This window comes from Roseateles sp. P2_H4, assembly GCF_056403315.1.
Window position 1 is genome coordinate 1 of the sequence record NZ_JBFUFR010000068.1, and the last position, 22,488, is coordinate 22,488.

At 67.8% G+C, this 22,488-nt stretch carries 12 protein-coding genes and 1 pseudogene; 10 read left to right on the forward strand and 3 right to left on the reverse strand.

What is annotated here, in order from left to right:
* Positions 1-454: pseudogene (locus tag AC1DW3_RS29440) on the reverse strand (hypothetical protein); the annotation flags it as partial.
* A 9-nt stretch (positions 455-463) separates the two neighbouring features.
* Positions 464-2,293 (reverse strand): DNA mismatch repair endonuclease MutL, encoded by a 1,830-nt coding sequence (gene mutL / locus AC1DW3_RS29445; protein WP_477937617.1) that lies wholly within the window; start codon positions 2,291-2,293, stop codon positions 464-466.
* A gap of 252 nt (positions 2,294-2,545) precedes the next feature.
* Between mutL and AC1DW3_RS29450 the strand changes: the two genes are divergently transcribed.
* The 7 genes from AC1DW3_RS29450 (at position 2,546) to AC1DW3_RS29480 (ending at position 19,158) form a co-directional block, all read left to right on the forward strand.
* A complete protein-coding gene (locus AC1DW3_RS29450; protein WP_477937619.1) occupies positions 2,546-3,163 on the forward strand; it encodes a PEP-CTERM sorting domain-containing protein in 618 nt (205 codons plus the stop codon).
* Between the two features lie 119 nt (positions 3,164-3,282).
* Entirely contained in the window at positions 3,283-3,942 is a 660-nt protein-coding gene (locus AC1DW3_RS29455) for a VTT domain-containing protein (protein ID WP_477937621.1), read from the forward strand.
* Positions 3,943-4,003: 61 nt separating this feature from the next.
* Positions 4,004-7,387 carry a S41 family peptidase gene (locus AC1DW3_RS29460; RefSeq protein WP_477937623.1) on the forward strand — a complete coding sequence of 1,128 codons (3,384 nt, stop codon included), beginning with the start codon at positions 4,004-4,006 and terminating at the stop codon, positions 7,385-7,387.
* Between the two features lie 2 nt (positions 7,388-7,389).
* The gene (locus AC1DW3_RS29465) at positions 7,390-8,757 is read left to right on the forward strand and encodes a cache domain-containing protein (RefSeq protein WP_477937625.1); all 1,368 of its coding nucleotides are present in this window, start codon (positions 7,390-7,392) and stop codon (positions 8,755-8,757) included.
* On the forward strand, positions 8,754-9,389 hold the full coding sequence (locus tag AC1DW3_RS29470) for a response regulator transcription factor (protein ID WP_477937627.1): 636 nt from the start codon (positions 8,754-8,756) through the stop codon (positions 9,387-9,389). Before AC1DW3_RS29465 ends, AC1DW3_RS29470 begins: the two co-directional genes overlap by 4 nt.
* A gap of 305 nt (positions 9,390-9,694) precedes the next feature.
* A complete protein-coding gene (locus AC1DW3_RS29475; protein WP_477937639.1) occupies positions 9,695-16,714 on the forward strand; it encodes a HAMP domain-containing protein in 7,020 nt (2,339 codons plus the stop codon).
* A 5-nt stretch (positions 16,715-16,719) separates the two neighbouring features.
* On the forward strand, positions 16,720-19,158 hold the full coding sequence (locus AC1DW3_RS29480) for a response regulator (protein WP_477937629.1): 2,439 nt from the start codon (positions 16,720-16,722) through the stop codon (positions 19,156-19,158).
* A 71-nt stretch (positions 19,159-19,229) separates the two neighbouring features.
* Here the strand turns inward: AC1DW3_RS29480 and AC1DW3_RS29485 are convergent, their stop codons facing one another.
* Positions 19,230-19,622 carry a hypothetical protein gene (locus AC1DW3_RS29485; RefSeq protein ID WP_477937631.1) on the reverse strand — a complete coding sequence of 131 codons (393 nt, stop codon included), beginning with the start codon at positions 19,620-19,622 and terminating at the stop codon, positions 19,230-19,232.
* Between the two features lie 249 nt (positions 19,623-19,871).
* On the opposite strand from AC1DW3_RS29485, the gene AC1DW3_RS29490 reads away from it, so the two are divergent.
* From AC1DW3_RS29490 to AC1DW3_RS29500, 3 genes are all read left to right on the forward strand, one after another.
* Positions 19,872-21,938 (forward strand): carbon starvation CstA family protein, encoded by a 2,067-nt coding sequence (locus AC1DW3_RS29490; protein WP_477937633.1) that lies wholly within the window; start codon positions 19,872-19,874, stop codon positions 21,936-21,938.
* A complete protein-coding gene (locus tag AC1DW3_RS29495) occupies positions 21,931-22,134 on the forward strand; it encodes a YbdD/YjiX family protein (protein ID WP_477937635.1) in 204 nt (67 codons plus the stop codon). Before AC1DW3_RS29490 ends, AC1DW3_RS29495 begins: the two co-directional genes overlap by 8 nt.
* 125 nt (positions 22,135-22,259) lie before the next feature.
* Positions 22,260-22,488 (forward strand): hypothetical protein (locus AC1DW3_RS29500; RefSeq protein WP_477937637.1); only part of this gene is annotated, 229 nt, incomplete at its 3' end.

A 22,488-nucleotide genomic window follows, 5' to 3' on the forward strand; every position in this document is an offset into this window, starting at 1 on the left:
CGTCCGGCCGGGCACGGGGGGCGCGCTCAGGGCGCTGTGGCGCATCGCCGCGGTACTGCGGCGGGCGCTCGTCCGGCCGCGCACGCGGGCCGCGCTCGGGCCGTGGCGGTGCGTCGCCGCGGTGTTGCGGGGGGCGTTCGTCTTGTTTCGCCCATGGGCTGCGCTCAGGGCGCTGCGGTGCATCGCCGCGTGCTTGTTGCGGGCGGTCGGGCTTGAAGCCAGCGGGCTTGGGGCGGGCGGGGCGATCGTCGCGCTGCGGCGCTGGTCGCTCATTGCGCTGTTGCTGCGACTTCTGGAACTCTGCCTCGCGTTCGGCCCGGTCGGCCTGGGCCTTGGCGAGCGTCGTGCGAGGCTTGGAGACGCCCTTGCCGCGCACCGGCGCACGCTTCTCGCCCTCGGCGTTGCGTGTCTTGGCGGCGGGCTTGGGTTTGCCCTTCAGGGTGATGGTGGCCATCGGTTTCTTTCAGCGTCCGCGCAGGAAAAGAGCGTCCAGCTCGCGCATGTCGAGCTGGCGCCAGGTGGGGCGGCCGTGGTTGCATTGGTCGGCGCGTTCGGTGGCTTCCATGTCGCGCAGCAGGGCATTCATCTCGTCGATGTTGAGCTGGCGATTGGCGCGCACGGCGCCGTGGCAGGCCATGGTGGCGAGGATCTCGTGCTGGGCCCGCTCCAGCACCGAGCTGGCGTCGAACTGTGCCATCTCGGCCAGCAGCTCGCGGGTGAGGGCGACCAGATCGGTGGCGGCGAGCAGGGCCGGGCGGGAACGCACGGCCAGCGTGCGGGTCGACAGCGGGGACACATCGAGGCCCAGTTTGGCCAGCGTGTCGGCATGCTGTTCGGCGGCCGCGACCTCCTCGGCCGTGGCGGCGAAGCTGACCGGGATCAGCAGCGGCTGGCTCTCGATCTGCGTCGCACCCAGCCTGGCCTTGAGCCGTTCGTAGACGACGCGCTCGTGGGCCGCATGCATGTCGACGATGACCAGGCCCTGCTGGTTCTCCGCCAGGATGTAGACGCCCTGGATCTGCGCGATGGCGCGGCCCAGCGGCCAGTCCTGCTTGGCTGCCAATTCAGGCAGCTTCAGGATGGGCATCACCGGCGCAGCAGCCGAGGGCGCAGGCGCCTCGCCCGGATCCCACAGCGCCTCGTGCTGCACCAGGGACAGCCTGACCTGCTCTGCCGTCGCCGGCACCGGTGCGACGAAAGAAGACTGGTAGGCCGGGCGCGGCTCGGCGACGAAGAGCGTGGCCGGCATCGGCGGCTCGAAGCCCAGCGGGGCCATGGCGGATTCGACGCCGGCGGCGTCCGCCCGGGACTGGGCCAGCGCGTCGATGAAGGCGCGGCGCACCGACTGGTGAATGGCGCGGCCATCGCGGAAGCGCACCTCGATCTTGGTCGGGTGCACGTTCACGTCGACGAGCTCGGGTGCGATCTCGATGAAGAGCACATAGCTCGGCTGGCGCTGGCCATGCAGCACGTCTTCGTAGGCCGAGCGGACGGCGTGGCTGATGAGCTTGTCGCGTACATAGCGGCCGTTGACCCAGACGTATTGCTGGTCGGCCCGTGAACGCGCCGCTTCGGGCAGGCCGGCACGGCCGGTCAGGGCCAGCGGGCCGGCGCTGTGCTCGAAGGGGCGGCTCTCGGTGATGAAGTCTTCGCCCAGCACGTCGCTGATGCGCTGCTCGTTCGTGGCGGCGCGCCATTGGTCGACGAGCTTGCCCTCATGCCAGATCGCAAAGCCCACGTCTGGCCGTGCCAGTGCATGGCGGCGCACGGCCTCCACGCAATGGGCCAGTTCGGTGGCGTCGGTCTTCAGGAATTTGCGGCGTGCGGGCGTCGCGAAGAAGAGCTCGCGCACCTCGACGCTGGTGCCGCAGCCGCGGGCGGCGGGCTGCAGCTCGCCGCTGCGGGCGTCCAGGCGGTGGGCATGGGCGTCGGCCACGGTGCGGGATGCGATGGCCATGTCGGACACCGACGAGATGGCGGCCAGCGCCTCGCCGCGAAAGCCCATGGTGGCGACCGATTCGAGGTCGTTCAGGCTGGCGATCTTGCTCGTCGCATGGCGCTTCAGCGCCAGCGGCAACTGACCCATCGGGATGCCGCAGCCATCGTCCTCGACGACGATGGCGCGCACGCCGCCCGCCATCAGCTTGATCTGGATGTTTTTGGCGCCGGCATCCAGCGCGTTGTCCACCAGCTCACGCACGACCGAGGCCGGGCGCTCCACCACCTCGCCGGCGGCGATCTGGCTGATCAGCTCGTCGGGCAGTTCGCGGATGGGGCGCGGGGCGGGCGCCATGGGCCCAGAGTCAAAGCGTGTAGAGGCCGGCATCGGGGAATTGTAGGAGGGGCCTTCTGGCGGATCGCGCCGGGCGCCGGGCGCCGCGCCGCGCGTGCCCACCCCTGCGTTCAAGGGTGTCGCCCAGCTTTGCAGTGCTTCACCGAAAACCGCAGCAAGCCCATGCAAGCAGTTGATTTGATTGGAATTTGAATGCTGGCCTGGAATTTGCTCAATTCGGTTGTCTCGATTTTTGCAATCCCTAGGATCAACATGAAAACCATTTTTGCTGCTGTTGCTCTCGCCGTCGCATCGCTGTCCGCTCAAGCGGCCACGGTCCCGGTGGGTGTCCAGAACGGCGTGAGCACCGCGACCGTCGCCGGCTGGGGCTTCACCGAGTGCTTCTCGGCGACCTACGGCACCTTCGGCCTGACCACCGCCGGCATGCTGTCGGGCTGCCAGGGCGACACGCTGATGCTGGCCGCCCGCCGCACCGGCTCGCAGGTCTTCGAAGTGCTGGGCGCCGCCGCCTACGCCGACGTCACCTTCGACACCGGCACCGGCAACACCACCCACTCGGCCAACGGCATCGAGTGGTACTTCAACGACAACTACTCCTGGGGTTTCGCCGCCGGCGGTGACTCCGTCAGCCGCAACTCCTGCGACACCAACAACGTCGACGCCGCGCAGCGCCTGTGCTGGCATACCCATCAGAACTATTCCGGCGGCTGGCGCGCGGGTGCCTTCACCGGCCTGAACGATTCGCAGGATTGGGAAAAGGTCATCCTGGTTGCCAACGCCGCCGCCCAACTGCCTGAGCCGGCCAGCCTCGGCCTCGTCGGCGTGGCCCTGCTGGGCCTGGCCGCCGGCCGCAAGCGCAAGAGCGCCTGATCTTCCGTCTGAAGGTGCTTGAAGGCCGCGCGCCTTCGAGCCCTCTCGACTGGCCCCGCCGGTGTGCTCACCCGCGGGGCTTTTTCTTGTGCGTCGAGGGGATTTCATAATCCCACGCCATGGACTCCCTCGCTTCTGTCTTTCCCATCCTCCTTGACTTCGTCCTGCACGTGGACGGCCACCTGGCTGATTTCGTCGCCAGCTATGGCGCCTGGGTCTATGCGCTGCTGTTCCTGATCATCTTCGTGGAGACGGGTGTCGTCGTGATGCCCTTCCTGCCGGGCGACTCCCTGCTCTTCGTTGTCGGCGCCATGTGCGGCGTCGGGCTGATGGACCTGGGCCTGTCCATGGCCCTGCTGACCGCGGCGGCCATCCTGGGCAACCAGAGCAACTACGCCATAGGCCGCCATTTCGGGCCACGGGTCTTCCAGTGGGAGGACTCGCGCTTCTTCAACAAGGCGGCCTTCGACAAGGCCCATGCCTTCTACGAGAAGTACGGTGGCATCACCCTCGTCGCAGCCCGCTTCATGCCGTTTTTGCGCACCTTCGCGCCCTTCGTGGCCGGCGTGGCGCAGATGACGCGGCGCAAGTTCACGCTGTATGACGTGGGCGGCGGCGTGCTGTGGGTCTGCGGCATCACGCTGATCGGCTATGTCTTTGGCAACGTGCCCTGGGTGAAGACGAATCTGGACAAGATCATCTGGGCCATGATCCTCATTCCCGGCCTGGTCATCATCGGCGGCGGCCTGAGGGCGAAGTTCAAGCGCCAACCGGGCTGACTTTCCTCCCGGGCCTCGCAAGGGCACTAGAGTCGCCGGTTTGTCCCAATCGGAGATCCCGATGACTTTGTCCCGTCTTGCCCTTGCCCTGGCCTGCGCCTGGATGACCTCCGGCCTGGCCCCGGTTGTGGCGAATGCAGCCGAGCCGACGCTGATGCTGCGCCAGCCCGCCGCCTCCAAGGACCACCTGGCTTTCGTCTATGCCGGCGACCTGTGGCTGGCCGACCGCAGCGGCGGCAATGCCCGCCGCCTGACCAGTCACGCGGCCAGCGAATTCGCGCCGCGCTTCTCGCCGGACGGCAAGAGCATCGCCTTCTCGGCCACCTACGACGGCAATACCGATGTCTACGTCATCGGCCTGGACGGCGGCGCGCCCAAGCGCCTGACCTGGCACCCCGGCACGGATGTCGTCAGCGGCTGGAGCCCCGATGGCAAGCGCGTGCTGTTCGCCTCGCCGCGCGAGGTGCTGAACAACCGCAGCAACCAGCTCTACGAAGTCAGCGTCGACGGCGGCTACGAGAAGCAGGTCATGAAGGCCGTGGCCTGGGAAGGCGCCTGGTCGGCCGACGGCAAGCAGCTGGCCTACCGCCCCTACAACGCCGCCTATGCCGGCGTGAGCGGCTGGCGCCAGAGCCGTGGCGGCTCGACGCCGCCGGTCTGGGTCATGGAGATGGCCAGCCAGAAGTGGCAGGAGATCCCCCACGTCAATGCGACCGACTCCGCGCCGGTCTGGGCCGGTGGCGAGGTCGTCTTCATCTCGGACCGCGCGGATGGCGCGGCCAATCTGTTCGCCTTCAACCCCGGCACCAAGGCGCTGCGCCAGCTGACCCGCGAAACGCAGTGGGACGTGCGCAGTGTCGACGCCATCGGCACGACGCTGGTCTACGAGTCGGGCGGCCGCATCAAGCAGATCGAGTTGTCGGGTGGCACGCCGCAGGTGCTCGACATCCAGCTGGCCAGCATCGCGCCCCAGGCCCGGCCGCAGTGGAAGGACGCGGGCAAGACGCTGACGCATGCGCAGCTGTCCACCACCGGCAAGCGTGTCGTCGTCAGCGCGCGCGGCGAGGTGTTCACGGTGCCCGTCAAGGACGGCAGCGTGCGCAACCTGACCGAGACCGCCGGCGTGCGCGAGAAGGATGCGCTGTGGAGCCCCGACGGGAAGCAGCTGGCCTATCTGTCCGATGCGCCTGGCATGCGCCACGAAATCGTGCTGCAGGCCCAGACCGGCCTCGGCGCCAAGGAACGCTTCCTGCTGCCCAAAGAGGGCTATTTCACGCTGATGGACTGGTCGCCCGACGGCAATCAGCTCGTGCTGCAGGACAACCACCTCAACCTCTATCGCCTGGGCCTGGCTGCAGGCCCGCAGCGGGGCCAGCTCGTCAAGATCGCGACCGATGTGCGCCGCTTCGGCGCCGACGGCTATGCCGTGTCGTTCTCGCCGGACAGCCGCTGGCTGGCCTACACCAGCTCGGGTGACAACTACTTCGGCCGCATCGTGCTGCACGAGCTGGCGACCGGCCGCAACCACGCCGTGACCGACGGCCTGGCCCACGCCGGCAACCCGACGTTCTCGCCCAAGGGCGAGGTCCTCTATTTCACGGCGTCCATCAATTCCGGCCCCAGCCAGGTCGGCCTGGATCTGTCCACGCAGGAGCGCCCGCGCCGTGCCGGCCTCTATGCCGTCGTGCTGGCGGCCGACGGCAAGTCGCCGCTCGCGCCCAAGGCGGGTGACGAGGACGGCAAGAAGGACGACAAGAAGGACGAAGCCAAGAAGGACGAGAAGAAAGACGACAAGAAGGACGAAAAGAAGGCCGACGCCAAGAAGGATGAGGCCAAGAAGGACGAGAAGAAGCCCGAGCCCGTCAAGCCGATCAAGGTCGATCTCGAGGGCTTGAGCGACCGTGTCGTGGCGCTGCCGCTGGCCGAGCGCAACTACGACAACCTCGTCGTGGGCGCCGATGGCGCGTTGTTCTATCTGCAGCGCCCGCAGCCGGGTGCGAGCAACGAGCCGCCGCAGGCCGAGCGTCGCGCGACGGCCGAGCTGTACCGCTTCGACTTCGAGGAACGCAAGCCCAAGCTGCTGAAGTCCGGCGTGGCCGAGTTCTCGGCCAGCGAAGACCACAAGAAGCTGCTGCTGACGGTGGCTGGCGGCAAGCTGGAGATCGGCGACGCGACCGACAAGTACGAAGGCAAGCCCGTGGACCTGTCGGGCCTGCGTGCCCGCGTCGACCCCAGGGCCGAGTGGAAGCAGATCTTCGACGAGGCCTGGTGGATGGAGAAGGAGTTCTTCTACGACCCCGCCATGCACGGGCTGAACTGGCAGGCCGTCTATGACCGCTATCTGCCGCAGCTGGCCCATGTGCAGCGCCGCGAAGACCTGAACGACCTGCTCGTGCAGATGATCGGCGAGCTGCAGGTCGGCCACAACCGCACCGGCGCGGGCGATGTGCACCAGGAGACGCCCGTTGCGGTCGGCTTGCTGGGCGCGGACTTCGCCGTCGAGCAGGGCCGTTATCGCATCACCAAGCTCTACGCCGGCGACCGCCTCAACCCCAACCTGAAGTCGCCGCTGAGCGTGCCCGGCCTGGGCGTGAAGGAGGGCGACTATGTCCTCGCGATCAACGGCCATGAGCTGGACGGCAAGACCAACCCTATCGTCAACATTTACGCGCTGCTGGAGAACACAGTCGGCAAGCAGGTTGTGTTCACCATCGCCCACGACGCCGCCGGCAAGGCGCGCCGCGACATCACCGTCGAGCCCATCGCCAACGAAGCGCTGCTGCGCCGCTGGGCCTGGATCGAGGGCAACCGCCAGAAGGTCGACAAGAAGAGCGGCGGCAAGCTCGCCTATGTCTACATGCCGGACACCGCGGGCCAGGGCTTCGAGCACTTCAACCGCATGTTCTTCGCCCAGGTCGACAAGCAAGGGCTGATCGTCGATGACCGCAAGAACGGTGGCGGCCAGGCGGCCAACTATGTGACGGAGCTGCTGTCGCGTCCCTATCTGGGCAGCTGGAAGGACCGCGACGGCCTCGTCTTCGACACGCCGGGCGGTGCCATCTACGGGCCCAAGGCCATGCTGATCGACCAGGACGCCGGTTCGGGTGGCGACTTCATGCCCTATGCCTTCAAGCGCGTGGGCCTGGGGCCGCTGATCGGCAAGCGCACCTGGGGTGGCCTGATCGGCATCTCGGCCAACCCGCCGCTGACCGATGGCGGCTTCCTGACCGTGCCCTTCTTCCGCTTCTATACGCCGGACGGCGAATGGCGCATCGAGAACGAGGGCGTGTCGCCGGACATCGACGTCGAACTCGACCCGGCCGCCGTCAACCGCGGCGAGGACACGCAGCTCGACGCGGCGATTGCCGATGTGCTGAAGCGGCTGGAAGGGTGGAAGCCCATCCAGCGCAAGGCCGCGCCCGCCGCAGCGACGTTGGGTCGCTGATCGTGAAAGCCTGGGCGGCCCTGTCCCTGCGGGGCCRCCTTTTCCTGCTCGCGCTGCTGCCGCTGCTGACGTCGCTGGCCCTGATTGCCCTGGCCGTGCGCCAGCAGGAAAGCGAGCTGGCCGCGCGCGAGCATGCGCTRGTGCGCGCCAGCTATATGGACGCGCGGCGTACGGAGCTCAAGCACTACGTCGACCTGGCTGTCAGCACCATCCAGCCCCTGCTCGGCCAGCCGGGCGGGCAGCAGAGGGCGCTGGCCATCCTGTCTTCGCTGGACTACGGCCGCGACGGCTATTTCTTCGTCTACTCGCTGGACGGCCGCGTGCTGATGCATTCGCGCCAGCCCGAGCTGATCGGCCAGAACCTGTGGGAGCTGCGTGACCCCAAAGGCCGGCCCACCATCCAGCAACTGGTCAATCAGGCCAAGGCGGGCGGCGGCTATGTCGAATACCTGTGGCGCAAGCCGTCGAGCAGCCTGCTGGCGCCCAAGCTCGGCTATGTCGTCGCCGTGCCGCAGTGGGACTGGATGCTGGGCACCGGCCTGTATCTGGACGGCATCGAGGCGACCATGGCCGAGCTCGAGCGGGGCGCGCGCCAGAACATCACGGCGACCATGCTGTGGGTGGGCGCCGTGGCCGTCTTCGGCATCGCGCTCATCAGCGCCGGTGCACTGGTGCTCAATCTCAGCGAGCACCGCAGTGCCGAGGCCAAGCTGCGCGCCCTGGCCCGCCAGGTCGTGCAGAGCCAGGAGGATGAGCGCGCCCGGCTGGCCCGCGAGCTGCATGACGGCGTCAGCCAGGCCCTGGTGGCCACCAAGCTGCTCATCGAGTCGGCCCAGCACGAGCCCGAGGGCGCGGCGCGGCTGCAGGAGCTGGCGCTGAAGCAGCTCAATGGCACGCTGGCCGAGGTCAGGCACATCTCGCATGCGCTGCGGCCGGCGCTGCTCGACACGCTGGGCCTGGCCGCGGCCCTGCAGCATCTGGCGGACGAGTTCGATGCCGCTGGCGGCACGCATTTCCAGGCCGATGTCGAGGGCGATGAACTCGACCCGCCCGAGGCCGTGAAGACGGCGCTGTTTCGCATCGCCCAGGAGGCCTTGAACAACGCCGCGCGGCACGCGCATGCCACGACGGTGGCCGTGACGCTGCGCTTCGAGCGCGATGGCGGGCTGGCCCTCGAAATCAGGGATGACGGCCAGGGTTTCGATGCCGACGCGGCCCAGGCCGTGGCGGACCAGGGCCTCGGCCTGCGCAGCATGCGGGAGCGCGCGGCGGCCCTGGGCGCGCGGCTGCGCCTCATCACCGCACCGGGCCTTGGCAGCCAGCTCACGGTCAAACTAGCGGCTTCCGACTTGGCCCGCGCTGCTGCATGACCACGCCACCCATTCGCATCCTGATCGTCGATGACCACCCGATGGTGCGTGAGGGCCTGGTCGCGCGCCTGGCCGCCGTGCCGCGCTTCGAGGTGGTGGGCGAGGCGGGCAATCGCGCCGAGGCTCTGGAGCAGCTAGCGCGCACGGCGCCTGACGTCGTTCTGATGGATGTGGGCTTGAAGGAAGGCAACGGCATCGCGCTGGGCGCCGAGATGCTGGCCGCACGCCCGGCCGTCAAACTGCTGATGTTCAGCATGTATGACAACCCCGAGTATGTGCAGCGCGCCCTGACCGCCGGCGCGCGCGGCTATGTGCTCAAGGACGCACCGGCGACGGAGATCGTGTCGGCCATCGACGCGGTGGCCGCGGGCGGCACCTTCCTCAGCGCTGCGGTGTCGGGTCGGCTCTTCCGTGGCCAGGCGCCCAAGCCCGTGCTGACGCCGCGCGAGAGCGAGATCCTGACTCTGCTGGGGCAGGGCGCTTCCAGCAAACAGATCGCCCGCGAACTGGACTTGTCGGTGCGCACCGTCGAGGCCCACCGCCAGAGCATCAAGCGCAAGCTGGAGCTGGACGGGCAGGCGGAACTGATCCGCTACGCGGTCGAGCACGGGCGGCAAGCGGGGATGAAATGACCCGCTTGAAATGACTCGCGCGAGCAGGCGCGATCACTAGGGAGAAGGGACTTGATCCCCCTAGGTTGGCATGCTAGAAGCGGGCATTTTTCGCCCGCCGGACTCATGGTTTGAAATGACTCGCGCGTTGAGGGCGAAACTCACTATCAATTTCTGAATCGGGCGGGATCATGAGCGTCGATATTGCGCAGCAACCACGCAGGAAGCGCGTCAGCGTCAAGGCGGGGGGACAGGCCGAGGCAGCGAATGGTGGCAGCGCCGGGCTGGAACTGAGTGCGCCGCGCACCCGTCATTTGCTGGCCGCGATGTCAGCGTTTCGCGATGGCGATTTCTCGGTCAGGCTGCCCAATGACTGGGACGGCATCGACGGCCAGATCGCCGCGGCCTTCAACCAGATCACGGCTCAGGAGGCGCGCATTGCGGCCGAGGTCGCGCGGTTGAGCGCCACGGTGGGCAAGGAAGGCCGGCTCAAGCACCGCATGTCGCTGCCCGGCTCGATCGGCGGCTGGGCCACCAAGGTCGAATCCATCAACACGCTGCTGGACGACCTCGTGCGGCCGACGGCCGAGATTGCGCGCACCATCGGCGCCGTGGCCAAGGGCGACCTGAGCCAGTCCATGGAGCTAGAGGTGGACGGCCGCGAGCTGAAGGGCGAGTTCCTGCGCTCGGCGCGGCTGGTCAACACCATGATCGACCAGCTGTCGGTGTTCACGAGTGAAGTGACGCGCGTGGCGCGCGAGGTGGGCACCGAGGGCAAGCTCGGCGGCCAGGCCCAGGTCAAGGGCGTGTCCGGCGTGTGGAAGGAGCTGACGGACTCGGTCAACCAGATGGCCGGCAACCTGACGGCCCAGGTGCGCAACATCGCCGACGTGACCATCGCGGTGGCCAACGGCGACCTGTCCAAGAAGATCACCGTCGACGTGCGTGGCGAAATCCTGCAGCTGAAGGAAGCCACCAACACCATGGTGGACCAGCTGCGCTCCTTCGCTTCCGAAGTGACGCGCGTGGCCCGCGAGGTGGGCACGGACGGGCGCCTGGGCGGCCAGGCCGTCGTGCCGGGCGTGGCCGGCACCTGGAAGGACCTGACCGACTCGGTCAACGCGATGGCCACCAACCTGACAGCCCAGGTGCGCAATATCGCGACGGTGACCACCGCCGTGGCGCGCGGCGACCTGAGCCGCAAGATCACCGTGGACGTGAAGGGCGAGATCCTGGAGCTGAAGGAAACCATCAACACCATGGTGGACCAGCTCAACGGCTTCTCGTCCGAAGTGACCCGGGTGGCGCGCGAGGTGGGTACCGACGGCAAGCTCGGCGGCCAGGCTCAGGTGCCGGGCGTGGCGGGGACCTGGAAGGACCTGACCGACAACGTCAACTCGATGGCGTCCAACCTGACCGGCCAGGTGCGCAACATCGCGGACGTGGCGACGGCCGTGGCCAATGGTGACCTGTCCAAGAAGATCACGGTGGAAGTGAAGGGCGAGATCCTGGCCCTGAAGAACACGATGAACACGATGGTGGACCAGCTCAACGGCTTTGCCGGCGAGGTCAGCCGCGTGGCGCGCGAGGTGGGCACGGACGGCAAGCTGGGCGGCCAGGCCCAGGTGCCTGGCGTGGCCGGCACGTGGAAGGACCTGACCGACAACGTCAACTTCATGGCCTCCAACCTGACGGGCCAGGTGCGCAACATCGCCGAGGTGACGACGGCCGTGGCCAACGGCGACCTGTCCAAGAAGATCACCGTCGACGTGCGTGGCGAAATCCTGGAGCTGAAGAACACCATCAACACCATGGTGGACCAGCTCAACGGCTTCGCCTCGGAAGTGACCCGCGTGGCGCGCGAGGTGGGCACGGACGGCAAGCTCGGCGGCCAGGCCCAGGGCCGCGGCGTGGCCGGCATCTGGAAGGACCTGACCGACTCCGTCAACGCGATGGCGACCAACCTGACGGCCCAGGTGCGCAACATCGCCGACGTGACGACGGCCGTCGCCAACGGTGACCTTTCCAAGAAGATCACGGTGGACGTGCGCGGCGAAATCCTGGAACTGAAGAACACCATCAACACCATGGTCGACCAGCTCAACGGCTTTGCCGGCGAGGTCAGCCGCGTGGCGCGCGAGGTGGGCACGGAGGGCAAGCTCGGCGGCCAGGCCGCAGTGCCCGGCGTGGCCGGCACCTGGAAGGACCTGACCGACAACGTCAACTCCATGGCCTCCAACCTGACCGGCCAGGTGCGAAATATCGCGGACGTGGCGACGGCCGTGGCCGGCGGCGACCTGTCCAAGAAGATCACGGTGGACGTGAAGGGCGAGATCCTGGAGCTGAAGAACACGCTGAACACCATGGTGGACCAGCTCAACGGCTTCGCCTCGGAAGTGAGCCGCGTGGCCCGCGAGGTGGGCACCGACGGCAAGCTCGGTGGCCAGGCCGCGGTGCCCGGCGTGGCCGGCACCTGGAAGGACCTGACCGACAACGTCAACTTCATGGCCTCCAACCTGACGGGCCAGGTGCGCAATATCGCCGACGTGGCGACGGCCGTGGCCAGCGGCGACCTCTCCAAGAAGATCACCGTGGAGGTCAAGGGCGAGATCCTGGCGCTGAAGAACACGCTCAACACCATGGTGGACCAGCTCAATGGCTTCGCCTCCGAGGTGAGCCGCGTGGCGCGCGAGGTGGGCACGGACGGCAAGCTGGGCGGCCAGGCCCAGGTGCCTGGCGTTGCCGGCACCTGGAAGGACTTGACCGACAACGTCAACTTCATGGCCTCCAACCTGACGGGCCAGGTGCGCAACATCGCCGAGGTGACGACGGCCGTGGCCAACGGGGACCTGTCCAAGAAGATCACCGTGGACGTGCGCGGCGAAATTCTTGAACTGAAGGACACCATCAACACGATGGTCGACCAGCTCAACGCCTTCGCCGGTGAAGTGACGCGGGTGGCCCGCGAGGTGGGCACCGAAGGCAAGCTGGGCGGCCAGGCCCAGGTGCCGGGTGTTGCCGGCACCTGGAAGGACCTGACCGACAACGTCAACTCCATGGCGTCCAACCTGACCGGCCAGGTGCGCAACATCGCCGACGTGACCATCGCCGTGGCCAGCGGCGACCTGTCCAAGAAGATCACCGTCGACGTGCGCGGCGAGATCCTGCAGCTCAAGGAAACCATCAACACCATGGTGGACCAGCTGCGCGCCTTCGCTTCCGAAGTGACGCGGGTCGCGCGTGAGGTGGGTACCGAGGGCAAGCTGGGCGGCCAGGCCGCGGTGCCGGGCGTCGCCGGCGTGTGGAAGGACCTGACCGACAACGTCAACTCCATGGCGTCGAACCTGACCGGCCAGGTGCGCAACATCGCCGACGTGGCGACGGCCATCGCGCGTGGCGACCTGAACCGCAAGATCACCGTGGACGTGAAGGGCGAGATCCTGCAGCTCAAGGAGACCATGAACACCATGGTCGAGCAGCTCGGCGCCTTCGCCTCCGAGGTGAGCCGTGTGGCGCGCGAGGTGGGCACGGAGGGCAAGCTCGGCGGCCAGGCCCAGGTGCCCGGCGTGGCTGGCACCTGGAAGGACCTGACCGACAACGTCAACTCGATGGCGTCCAACCTGACCAACCAGGTGCGCAACATCGCCGAGGTGACCATCGCGGTGGCCAATGGCGACCTGTCCAAGAAGATCACCGTCGACGTGCGCGGCGAAATCCTGCAGCTGAAGGAAACCATCAACACCATGGTGGAGCAGCTGCGCTCCTTCGCGTCCGAGGTGACGCGTGTGGCCCGCGAGGTGGGCACGGAAGGGCGGCTGGGCGTGCAGGCCGTCGTGCCGGGCGTGGCCGGCACCTGGAAGGACCTGACCGACTCGGTCAACACCATGGGCGCCAACCTGACGGCCCAGGTGCGCAACATCGCCGAGGTGACGACGGCCGTGGCCCGCGGCGACCTGAACCGCAAGATCACGGTGGACGTCAGCGGTGAAATCCTGGAGCTGAAAAACACCATCAACACCATGGTCGACCAGCTCAACGCCTTCGCTGGCGAGGTCACGCGCGTGGCCCGCGAGGTGGGCACCGAGGGCAAGCTCGGCGGCCAGGCCAAGGTGGCCGGCGTGGGCGGCACCTGGAAGGACCTGACCGACAACGTCAACTTCATGGCCTCCAACCTGACCGAGCAGGTGCGCGGCATCGTCAAGGTCGTGACGGCCGTGGCCAACGGCAACCTGACCCAGCGCCTGACCGTGCAGGCCAAGGGCGAGGTGGCGGCGCTGGCCGACACCATCAACAACATGACCGACACGCTGGCCACCTTCGCCGAGCAGGTGACCAACGTCGCCCGCGAGGTGGGCGTGGACGGGCGCCTGGGCGGCCAGGCCCATGTGCCTGGCGCTTCCGGCACCTGGAAGGACCTGACCGGCAACGTCAACCTGCTGGCCGCCAACCTGACGACCCAGGTGCGCGCCATTGCCGAGGTGGCCACAGCCGTGACCAAGGGCGACTTGACGCGTGCCATCCAGGTCGATGCCAAGGGCGAGGTGTCCGAGCTCAAGGACAACATCAACACGATGATTTCCAACCTGCGCGAGACGACCGAGCGCAACCGTGAGCAGGACTGGCTGAAGACCAACCTCGCCAAGTTCACCGGCATGCTGCAGGGCCAGCGCGAGCTGCAGACCGTCAGCCAGATGCTGCTGACCGAGCTGGCGCCGCTGGTGCAGGCCCACCAGGGCACCATCTACCACGTGGCCGGCGCCGAGAGCGACAACCGCCAGCAGCTGCGCCTGCTGGCCAGCTATGCGCAGTCCGGCGCCGTGCGGCTGGCGCAGACCATCGAGATGGGCGAGGGCCTGGTCGGCCAGTGCGCGCTGGAAAAGCGCAGCACGCTGCTGGCCGACATCGCCTCCGACTTCGTCGCCATCTCGTCCAGCCTCGGCTACGCGCCGCGCGTCAGCGTCGTCGTGCTGCCGGTGCTGTTCGAAGGCCAGACCAAGGCCGTCATCGAACTGGCCACGCTGCAGCCCTTCAGCAGCGCTTCGCTGGCCTTCCTGGAGCTGCTGACGCAGAGCATCGGCGCCGTGTTCAACACCATCGAGGCGACGATGCGGACCGAGTCGTTGCTGTCGCAGTCGCAGCAGCTGACCGTGGAGCTGCAGTCGCGCCAGAGCGAGCTGCAGGAGACCAACGAGCAGCTCGGCACCAAGGCCCGCCTGCTGGCCGAGCAGAACGAGGAAGTGGAGCGCAAGAACAGCGAGGTCGAGCAGGCCCGCCACGCGCTGGAGGACAAGGCGGCCGAACTGGCGCTGACGTCCAAGTACAAGTCCGAGTTCCTGGCCAATATGTCGCACGAGCTGCGCACGCCGCTGAACTCCATCCTGATCCTGAGCCAGCAGCTGGCCGGCAACAACGACGGCAATCTGTCGCCCAAGCAGGTCGAGTTCTCGCGCAACATCAACTCGTCGGGCTCCGACCTGCTGCACCTGATCAACGACATCCTGGACCTGTCCAAGATCGAATCGGGCACGGTCACGGTTGAAATCGAGGACATCGCCTTCGCCTCGCTGCGCGACAACATCGAACGCAACTTCCGTCAGGTGGCGGAGGCCAAGAACCTGCCGCTGCGCCTGCTGTTCGCCGACGACCTGCCGCGCAGCATGGAGAGCGATGCCAAGCGACTCCAGCAGATCCTCAAGAACCTGCTGTCCAACGCAGTGAAGTTCACGGCCCACGGCCATGTCGAGCTGCGCGTGAGCCTCGCCAACGAAGGCTGGAGCGCTGACCACCCCGTGTTGTCCAAGGCGTCGCAGGTGCTGGCCTTCGCGGTGGAGGACACCGGTATCGGCGTCGCGCCCGAGAAGCAGCGCCTGATCTTCGAGGCCTTCCAGCAGGCCGACGCCGGCACCTCGCGCAAATACGGCGGCACGGGCCTCGGGCTTGCCATCAGCCGCGAGCTGGCGGCCCTGCTGGGCGGCGAGATCCGGCTGGCCAGCGTGCACGGCCACGGCAGCACTTTCACGCTCTTCCTGCCCCTGCAGTTCGCCGGTGCGGACAGCGCCAGCATGACGCCTCTGCCCATGCACAGCCGCCCGACCGCGCCGGCGCGCAACAACCTGCCGCTGGTGCGCGAGACCCAGGTGGCCGACGACCGCGAGAACATCGTCGATGGCGACTCGGTGCTGCTCATCATCGAGGACGACCCCCACTTTGCCCGCATCGTGCTGGGCCTGGCGCGCGACCGCGGCTTCAAGGGGCTGGTGGCGCTCAAGGGCGGCCTGGGGCTGGAACTGGCGCGGCGCTTCAAGCCCACTGCCGTGTCGCTGGACATCTTCCTGCCCGACATGCTGGGCTGGACGGTGCTCAACCAGCTCAAGCTCGACCCGCTGACCCGCCACATCCCGGTGCAGATCTTCAGCGTCGCCGAGGAGGACCGCAACCACGGCCTGGCCCACGGCGCCTTCAGCTATGTGGTGAAGTCGTCCACCAGCGAGGAGATGGAGGCGGCCCTGGACCGCATCCGCGACTTCACGGTGCCGCGCACCAAGCGGCTGCTCGTCATCGAGGACAACGACATCGAGCGCCAGGCCATCGTCGAGCTGCTGGGCTACGACGACATCGAGATGCAGGCCGTCGGCACCGGCGCAGCGGCGCTGCAGATGCTGCGCGAGCAGTCCTTCGACTGCATCGTGCTCGACCTGCGCCTGCCCGACGTCAGCGGCTTCGGCCTGCTGGAGCAACTGCATGCCGACCCTTCGCTGGCCGCCGTGCCCGTCGTCGTCTTCACCGGCAAGGATCTGACCGGCGCCGAGCAGAAGCAGCTGCGCGCCCTGGCCAAGAGCGTCGTGCTGAAGGATGTGCAGAGCCCCGAGCGGCTGCTGGACGAAACCGCGCTCTTCCTGCACCGCGTCGTGACCGAACTGCCCCAGGACAAGCAGGACATCCTGCAGAAGCTGCACGGCGCCGCCGAGATGCTGCGCGGCCGCCGCGTGCTGGTGGTGGACGACGACGCGCGCAACATTTTCGCGCTGACGACGCTGCTGGAGAACCAGGAGATGCAGGTGCTGACGGCCACCAGTGGCCGCACCGCCATCGAGATCATCCAGCACGCGCCCGACCTCGATCTCGTGCTGATGGACATCATGATGCCGGACATGGACGGCTATGAGACCATGCGCGAGATCCGCTCCCACGCCGAGTTCCGCAACCTGCCCATCCTGGCCCTGACCGCCAAGGCCATGAAGGGCGACCGCGAGAAATGCCTGGAAGCCGGCGCCAGTGACTACATCTCCAAACCCGTCAACACCGCCCAGCTGCTGTCGCTGATGCGCGTGTGGCTGTACCGCTGATCGTGATGCAGACGACCGACGTCGTGGAGCAGGCAGTGGACGCTGAGGAGCTGACCAACATCCTCATCGTCGACGACGAACCGGCCAATCTGCTAGTGCTGGAGAGCGTGCTGGCCGACCCCGGCTACCGCATCGTGCGCGCGCTGTCGGCCGACCAGGCCCTGCTGGCGCTGATGAGCCAGGAGTTCGCCGTCATGGTGCTGGACATCCAGCTGCCCGACATGAACGGCATCGAGCTGGCGCAGATGATCAAGGAGCGCAAGCGCAACGCCCACCTGCCCATCATCTTCCTGACCGCCTATTTCGATCAGGACCAGTACCGGCTGCAGGGCTATGGCTCGGGCGCGGTGGACTATCTGCACAAGCCCGTGAACCCGGCGGTGCTGCGCTCCAAGGTTGCCGTGTTCGCCGAACTGGACCGCAAGACCCGCCAGCTGCAGCGCGCCAACAGCGCCCTGCAGGCCGAGGTGGAGGAGAGGCGCCGCGCCGAGGAGATGCTGCGCGAACTCAACGAGACGCTGGAGGGCCGCGTCACCGAGCGCACGGAGGCCTTCCAGGCCGCCGACCGCCGCCTGCGGGCCATGATGAGCAGCATCACCGACGGCCTGCTCCTCATCGAGCATGACGGGCGCATCGGCTACGTCAACGAACAGGGCGCCCGCCTGCTGGGCCGCCGGGCCGTCGAACTGATCGGCCGGCGCAGCGGCGAGGTCTTTGGCGCCGGCGAGTTCGAGGTCGGCTTCGACAGCGCGCGGGCCAAGGGTGGCCAGGCGGTGTCCTTCGAGGCCATGGCGCCCGGCGCGCCGGAGCGCTGGCTGGAATGCCATTGCTACCCGTCCCACGACGGCCTCTCGGTCTATTTCCACGACATCACCGACCGCCGCGAACTGCAGCTGCGCCGCGACCAGCTGCTGTCCGCCGAGCAGGCCGCGCGCGGCGCCGCCGACCAGGCCGCGCACGCCAAGGAGGAGTTCGTCGCCGCCATCAGCCACGAGCTGCGCACGCCGCTGGCCGCCATCCTCGGCTGGGTCAATGTGCTCACCCACCCGGGCGTGCAGCCAGCGATGCTGGAGCGCGGCGTCCAGGCCATCGCGCGCAATGCCCAGGCGCAGGCCGTCCTCGTCGACGACCTGCTGGAGATGAGCCGCATCGTTGCCGGCAAGCAGCTGATGAATGTCGAGCGGGTGGACCTGAACGGCCTGGTTGCGGCCGCCGCCGAAACCGCCCGCCCCACGGCCCAGTCGCGCCAACTCGAGATCGTGCTGCAACTGGCGCCCGAGCCGGCCGAGGTTTTTGGCGACGCGCGCCGGCTCACGCAGATCGTCATGAACCTCGTCACCAACGCGATGAAGTTCACGGCCGCCGGCGGCAGCATCACGCTGTCGACGAAGCTGGAAGGCGCCGTCGTCGAGCTTGCCGTCGGCGACACCGGCCAGGGCATAGACCCCGAGTTCCTGCCTCAGCTCTTCGACCGTTTCACGCAGGCCGACGGCACCGCCTCCAGCGTGCACGGCGGCCTCGGCCTCGGCCTGTCCATCGTCAAGAACCTCGTCGAGCTGCATGGTGGCGGGGTGACGGCCCACAGCGCCGGCCGCGGCCAGGGTTCGACCTTCTGCGTGCGTCTGCCACGCGCCAGCCATTCGCAGGTGGCCGGGGCGCAAGCCGAGGCTGGCGGCGCCGAGCCGCAGATCTGCGGCGTGCGGGTGCTGATGGTGGACGATCACCCCGACGTGCTCGAGGCCCATGCGCGCCTGCTGTCCGAGCGAGGCGCCCAGGTCGTCACGGCCGAGTCGGGCGAGGCGGCCATCGCCCTGCTGCGCAAGCAGAGTTTCGATGTGCTGCTGAGTGATCTCGGCATGCCCGGCATGGGCGGCTACGACCTGATCCGCCATGTGCGCAGCCAGCTCGGCCTGAGCGCCGACGTGCTGCCGGCGGCCGCCGTGACCGCCTATGTGCGGGCCGCCGATCGTGAGGCTGCGCTCGAGGCGGGCTTCCAGCGCTGCCTGCCCAAGGCGGTGTCGCCGAACCTGCTGGCGCGGGCCGTGGCCGAGCTCTCGCTCGCGCGTGCCCCGGCGGCGCCTGAAGCGCCGGCCTTGAAGGTGCTGTTCGTCGAAGACAACGCGGACCTGCGGGAGCAGATCGGTTACTTGCTGGAGGAAGTGGGGCTGCAGCCCGAGAGCTGCGCCACGGCCGAGGAGGCGCTGGCGATCTACGCGCCGGGACGCTTCGACCTGGTGCTGACCGACGTCAGCCTGCCCGGCATGTCGGGCATCGATCTCGCCCGCACCATCCTGCGCCACGTGCCGGACGCCTGGGTCGTGTTCTCTTCAGGCTATTCGATGGGCTCTGACCTGTCGGACTTCGGCCCCAATGTCCGGGCTTTGCTCAAGCCCTTCGACCTGCCCGACCTTCAACAGCTGCTGGCGGAGATGCGCCAGCGCTAGCGACCCGCACCGCGGCCACTGGTCGCAATGCGGTCTTGGCCAAGGCAATCCTTGGCCGAGGGGTTTCGTTTTCAGCGGCCGCGGCGCGGGCCGTAGTCGTCGCGGTCGTGATTGCCGCGGTCGCCGTGGTCGCGGCGGTCATGGTCCCGACCGTGATTCCAGCGGTCGTCGCGGCCTTCCCAGCGGCGCTCATAGACCACTCGGGGAGTCGGCGCGTAGTAGACGTCGCGTTGCACATAGCGCGGCGCGGGCGCATAGCGCACGACCGGGGCAGGCTCGTAATAGACGGGTGCGGGTTCGTAGTAGGCCGGTGCCGGCGCGGGAGCGTAATAGCCGCCGTTGGACACGACGACCCCCGTGGCTGGCAGGCTGATGCCGATGGACCAATGCGTGCCTGCCTGGGCGGATGCGGCACCCAGCAGGGCGGCGGTGGCGGCGAAGGCGGCGATGAGGGGACGAAGCATGGTGTATCTCCTGCAGAGCCAAGCAAGGTGCTGGCCGTGCTCGAACAACGCCCCTCCGCAGCGGTCGTTGACGCCCTCCGGCCCCGGTGCGTAAGAGGGTGTTTCGCAGGTCGCCCAGGGGTTGACCCTTAGGTAAAGCCGCGCGGCGGGCCCGCGTGGCTTGACCGATGCCGCGAGGGGGCTGTTTTCCGAGACTTGCATCACGGTAGCGCCGCCCTTTCGACGTGCGCACCGCATCGGAGACAAGCCATGCAGAACTTGCGCCGCCACCTCGCGTGGGCGGGCGTTGCCATCCTTGGCGCCGCTTCCCTCGCCACCGTGGCCCTGAGCCGCGGCGAGACGATCAGCGCGCTGTGGGTCGTTGCCGCCGCCCTGTGCACCTACCTCATTGCCTATCGCTACTACAGCCTGTTCATTGCCGACAAGGTGCTGGGGCTGGATGCCAAGCGGCAGACGCCGGCCTGGAAGTACAACGACGGCCTGGACTATGTGCCGACCAACAAGCACGTGCTCTATGGCCATCACTTCGCGGCGATTGCCGGCGCCGGCCCGCTGGTCGGCCCCGTGCTGGCGGCGCAGATGGGCTATCTGCCCGGGCTGCTGTGGATCCTGGCGGGCGTCGTCTTTGCCGGCGCGGTGCAGGACTTCATCGTTCTTTTCATTTCCACGCGCCGCGACGGCCGGTCCCTCGGCGACCTCGTCAAGCAGGAGATGGGCACGGTACCGGGCCTGATCGCGCTGTTCGGCGCCTTCATGATCATGATCATCATCCTGGCGGTGCTGGCGCTGATCGTCGTGAAAGCCCTGGCCGACTCGCCCTGGGGCCTGTTCACGGTGGCGGCGACGATTCCGGTGGCGCTGTTCATGGGCGTCTACCTGCGCTTCATCCGCCCGGGCCGCATCGGCGAGGTGTCGGTCATCGGCTTCGTGCTGTTGATGGCGGCCATCTTCGGCGGCCAGGCGGTCAGCGAGAGCGCCACGCTGGCGCCCATCTTCACGCTGGCCCCGACCACCCTCGTCGGCCTGCTGATCGGCTATGGCTTTGTCGCCGCCTGCATCCCGGTGTGGCTGCTGCTCGCGCCGCGCGACTACCTCAGCACCTTCCTGAAGATCGGCACCATCATCGCGCTGGCCATCGGCATCGTCATCGTCGCGCCGCCGCTGAAGATGCCGGCGCTGACGCAGTTCGCGGCCGGCAATGGCCCGGTCTGGGCGGGCAGCCTCTTCCCCTTCCTGTTCATCACCATCGCCTGCGGCGCCGTGTCGGGCTTCCATGCGCTGATCTCGTCGGGTACCAGCCCCAAGCTGCTGGAGAACGAGACGCACGCCCGCTACATCGGCTATGGCGGCATGCTGGCCGAGAGCTTCGTCGCCGTGATGGCGCTGGTGGCGGCTTCGTGCATCGAGCCGGGCGTCTACTTCGCGATGAACAGCCCGGCGGCCGTCGTCGGCAAGGACGCTGCCACGGTCGCGCAGACGCTGTCGACCTGGGGCTTCGTTGTCACCCCCGAGATGCTGACCCAGGCGGCGGCCGACGTCGGCGAGAAAACCATCCTGGCCCGTGCTGGCGGTGCGCCGACGCTGGCCGTGGGCATGGCCGAGATCCTGCACCAGGTGGTGGGCGGCAAGGCGCTGATGGCCTTCTGGTACCACTTCGCCATCCTGTTCGAGGCGCTGTTCATCCTGACCGCCGTGGACGCTGGCACCCGCGCCGGCCGCTTCATGCTGCAGGACCTGCTGGGCAGCTTTGTGCCGTCGCTCAAGCGCACCGAGTCTTGGGTGGCCAACCTGATCGCGACGGGACTGTGCGTGGCGGCCTGGGGCTATTTCCTCTACCAGGGCGTTGTCGATCCGCTCGGTGGCATCAACACGCTGTGGCCGCTGTTCGGCATCGCCAACCAGATGCTGGCCGCCGTCGCGCTGCTGCTGGGCACCGTCGTCATCTTCAAGATGAAGAAGGACCGCTACGCCTGGGTCACGGCCGTGCCTGCTGCCTGGCTGCTGGTGTGCACGATGACGGCCGGCTGGCTGAAGATCTTCGCGGCCGACCCCAAGCTCGGTTTCCTGGCCCATGCCGACAAGTACGCCACGGCAATCGCCGAAGGCAAGGTGCTGGCGCCGGCCAAGACGCTGGACGCGATGTCGCGCGTGGTGTTCAACGATCGCCTGGACGCGGCGCTGTGCGCTCTCTTCATGGGCGTCGTCATCAGCGTGCTGATCTACAGCATCAAGGCCATCCTGGCCGCACGCCGCAGTGGCAAGGTCACGGCACAGGAAACGGCCTTCGTGCTGCTGCCGGCGGGGCAACGTGCTTGAGCTGGGTCGCGAACTGGCCCAGGCGGGCCGGTATCTCACGCAAAGCCTGCGCCTGATGGTGGGCGTGCCGGACTACGGCAGCTACGTGGCCCACCATCAGGCCACGCATCCGGAGCGGGCTGCGATGAGCTATGAGGAGTTCTTCAGGGAGAGGCAGGCGGCGCGCTACGGCGCGCGTGTCGGCAAGTGCTGCTGATATGGTTTGGTTGCTTCTGCCAAGGTCCTCATGACTCGCGTGCAGTGCCGCGGGAATCCGCCCCGCGAGGGCGGGTAACTTTTCTCTGACGCGCCAGAGAAAAGTCACCAAAAGAGGAGCGCTCAATGCAATCCGCACTCGAGCGGGATGAGGCGCTCGCAAGCTCGAACCGGGCCGCACCCCGAAGCGAACCGCTGCGCTCTCGCACACGACTTGTGAAGAGCGCCAGCGATCGGACCTTCAAGCCAGTTAACGCCGGCTGCACGCCGGGCTCATCAGCAAATACCGAACAGCCGCGTCGCCCGAGCGACGCTGCATTGGGCTGTTTTGATGAGCCCGGCGTGCAGCCGCGCG

Excerpts from the sequence above, each read along its gene's own strand:
- AC1DW3_RS29470 (WP_477937627.1), top strand. The coding sequence starts at position 8,754 with ATGACCACGCCACCCATTCGCATCCTGATCGTCGATGACCACCCGATG.
- AC1DW3_RS29480 (WP_477937629.1), top strand. The coding sequence starts at position 16,720 with ATGCAGACGACCGACGTCGTGGAGCAGGCAGTGGACGCTGAGGAGCTG.
- AC1DW3_RS29490 (WP_477937633.1), top strand. The coding sequence starts at position 19,872 with ATGCAGAACTTGCGCCGCCACCTCGCGTGGGCGGGCGTTGCCATCCTT.
- AC1DW3_RS29485 (WP_477937631.1), bottom strand. The coding sequence starts at position 19,622 with ATGCTTCGTCCCCTCATCGCCGCCTTCGCCGCCACCGCCGCCCTGCTG.
- AC1DW3_RS29455 (WP_477937621.1), top strand. The coding sequence starts at position 3,283 with ATGGACTCCCTCGCTTCTGTCTTTCCCATCCTCCTTGACTTCGTCCTG.
- AC1DW3_RS29450 (WP_477937619.1), top strand. The coding sequence starts at position 2,546 with ATGAAAACCATTTTTGCTGCTGTTGCTCTCGCCGTCGCATCGCTGTCC.
- mutL (WP_477937617.1), bottom strand. The coding sequence starts at position 2,293 with ATGGCGCCCGCCCCGCGCCCCATCCGCGAACTGCCCGACGAGCTGATC.
- AC1DW3_RS29460 (WP_477937623.1), top strand. The coding sequence starts at position 4,004 with ATGACTTTGTCCCGTCTTGCCCTTGCCCTGGCCTGCGCCTGGATGACC.
- AC1DW3_RS29475 (WP_477937639.1), top strand. The coding sequence starts at position 9,695 with ATGTCAGCGTTTCGCGATGGCGATTTCTCGGTCAGGCTGCCCAATGAC.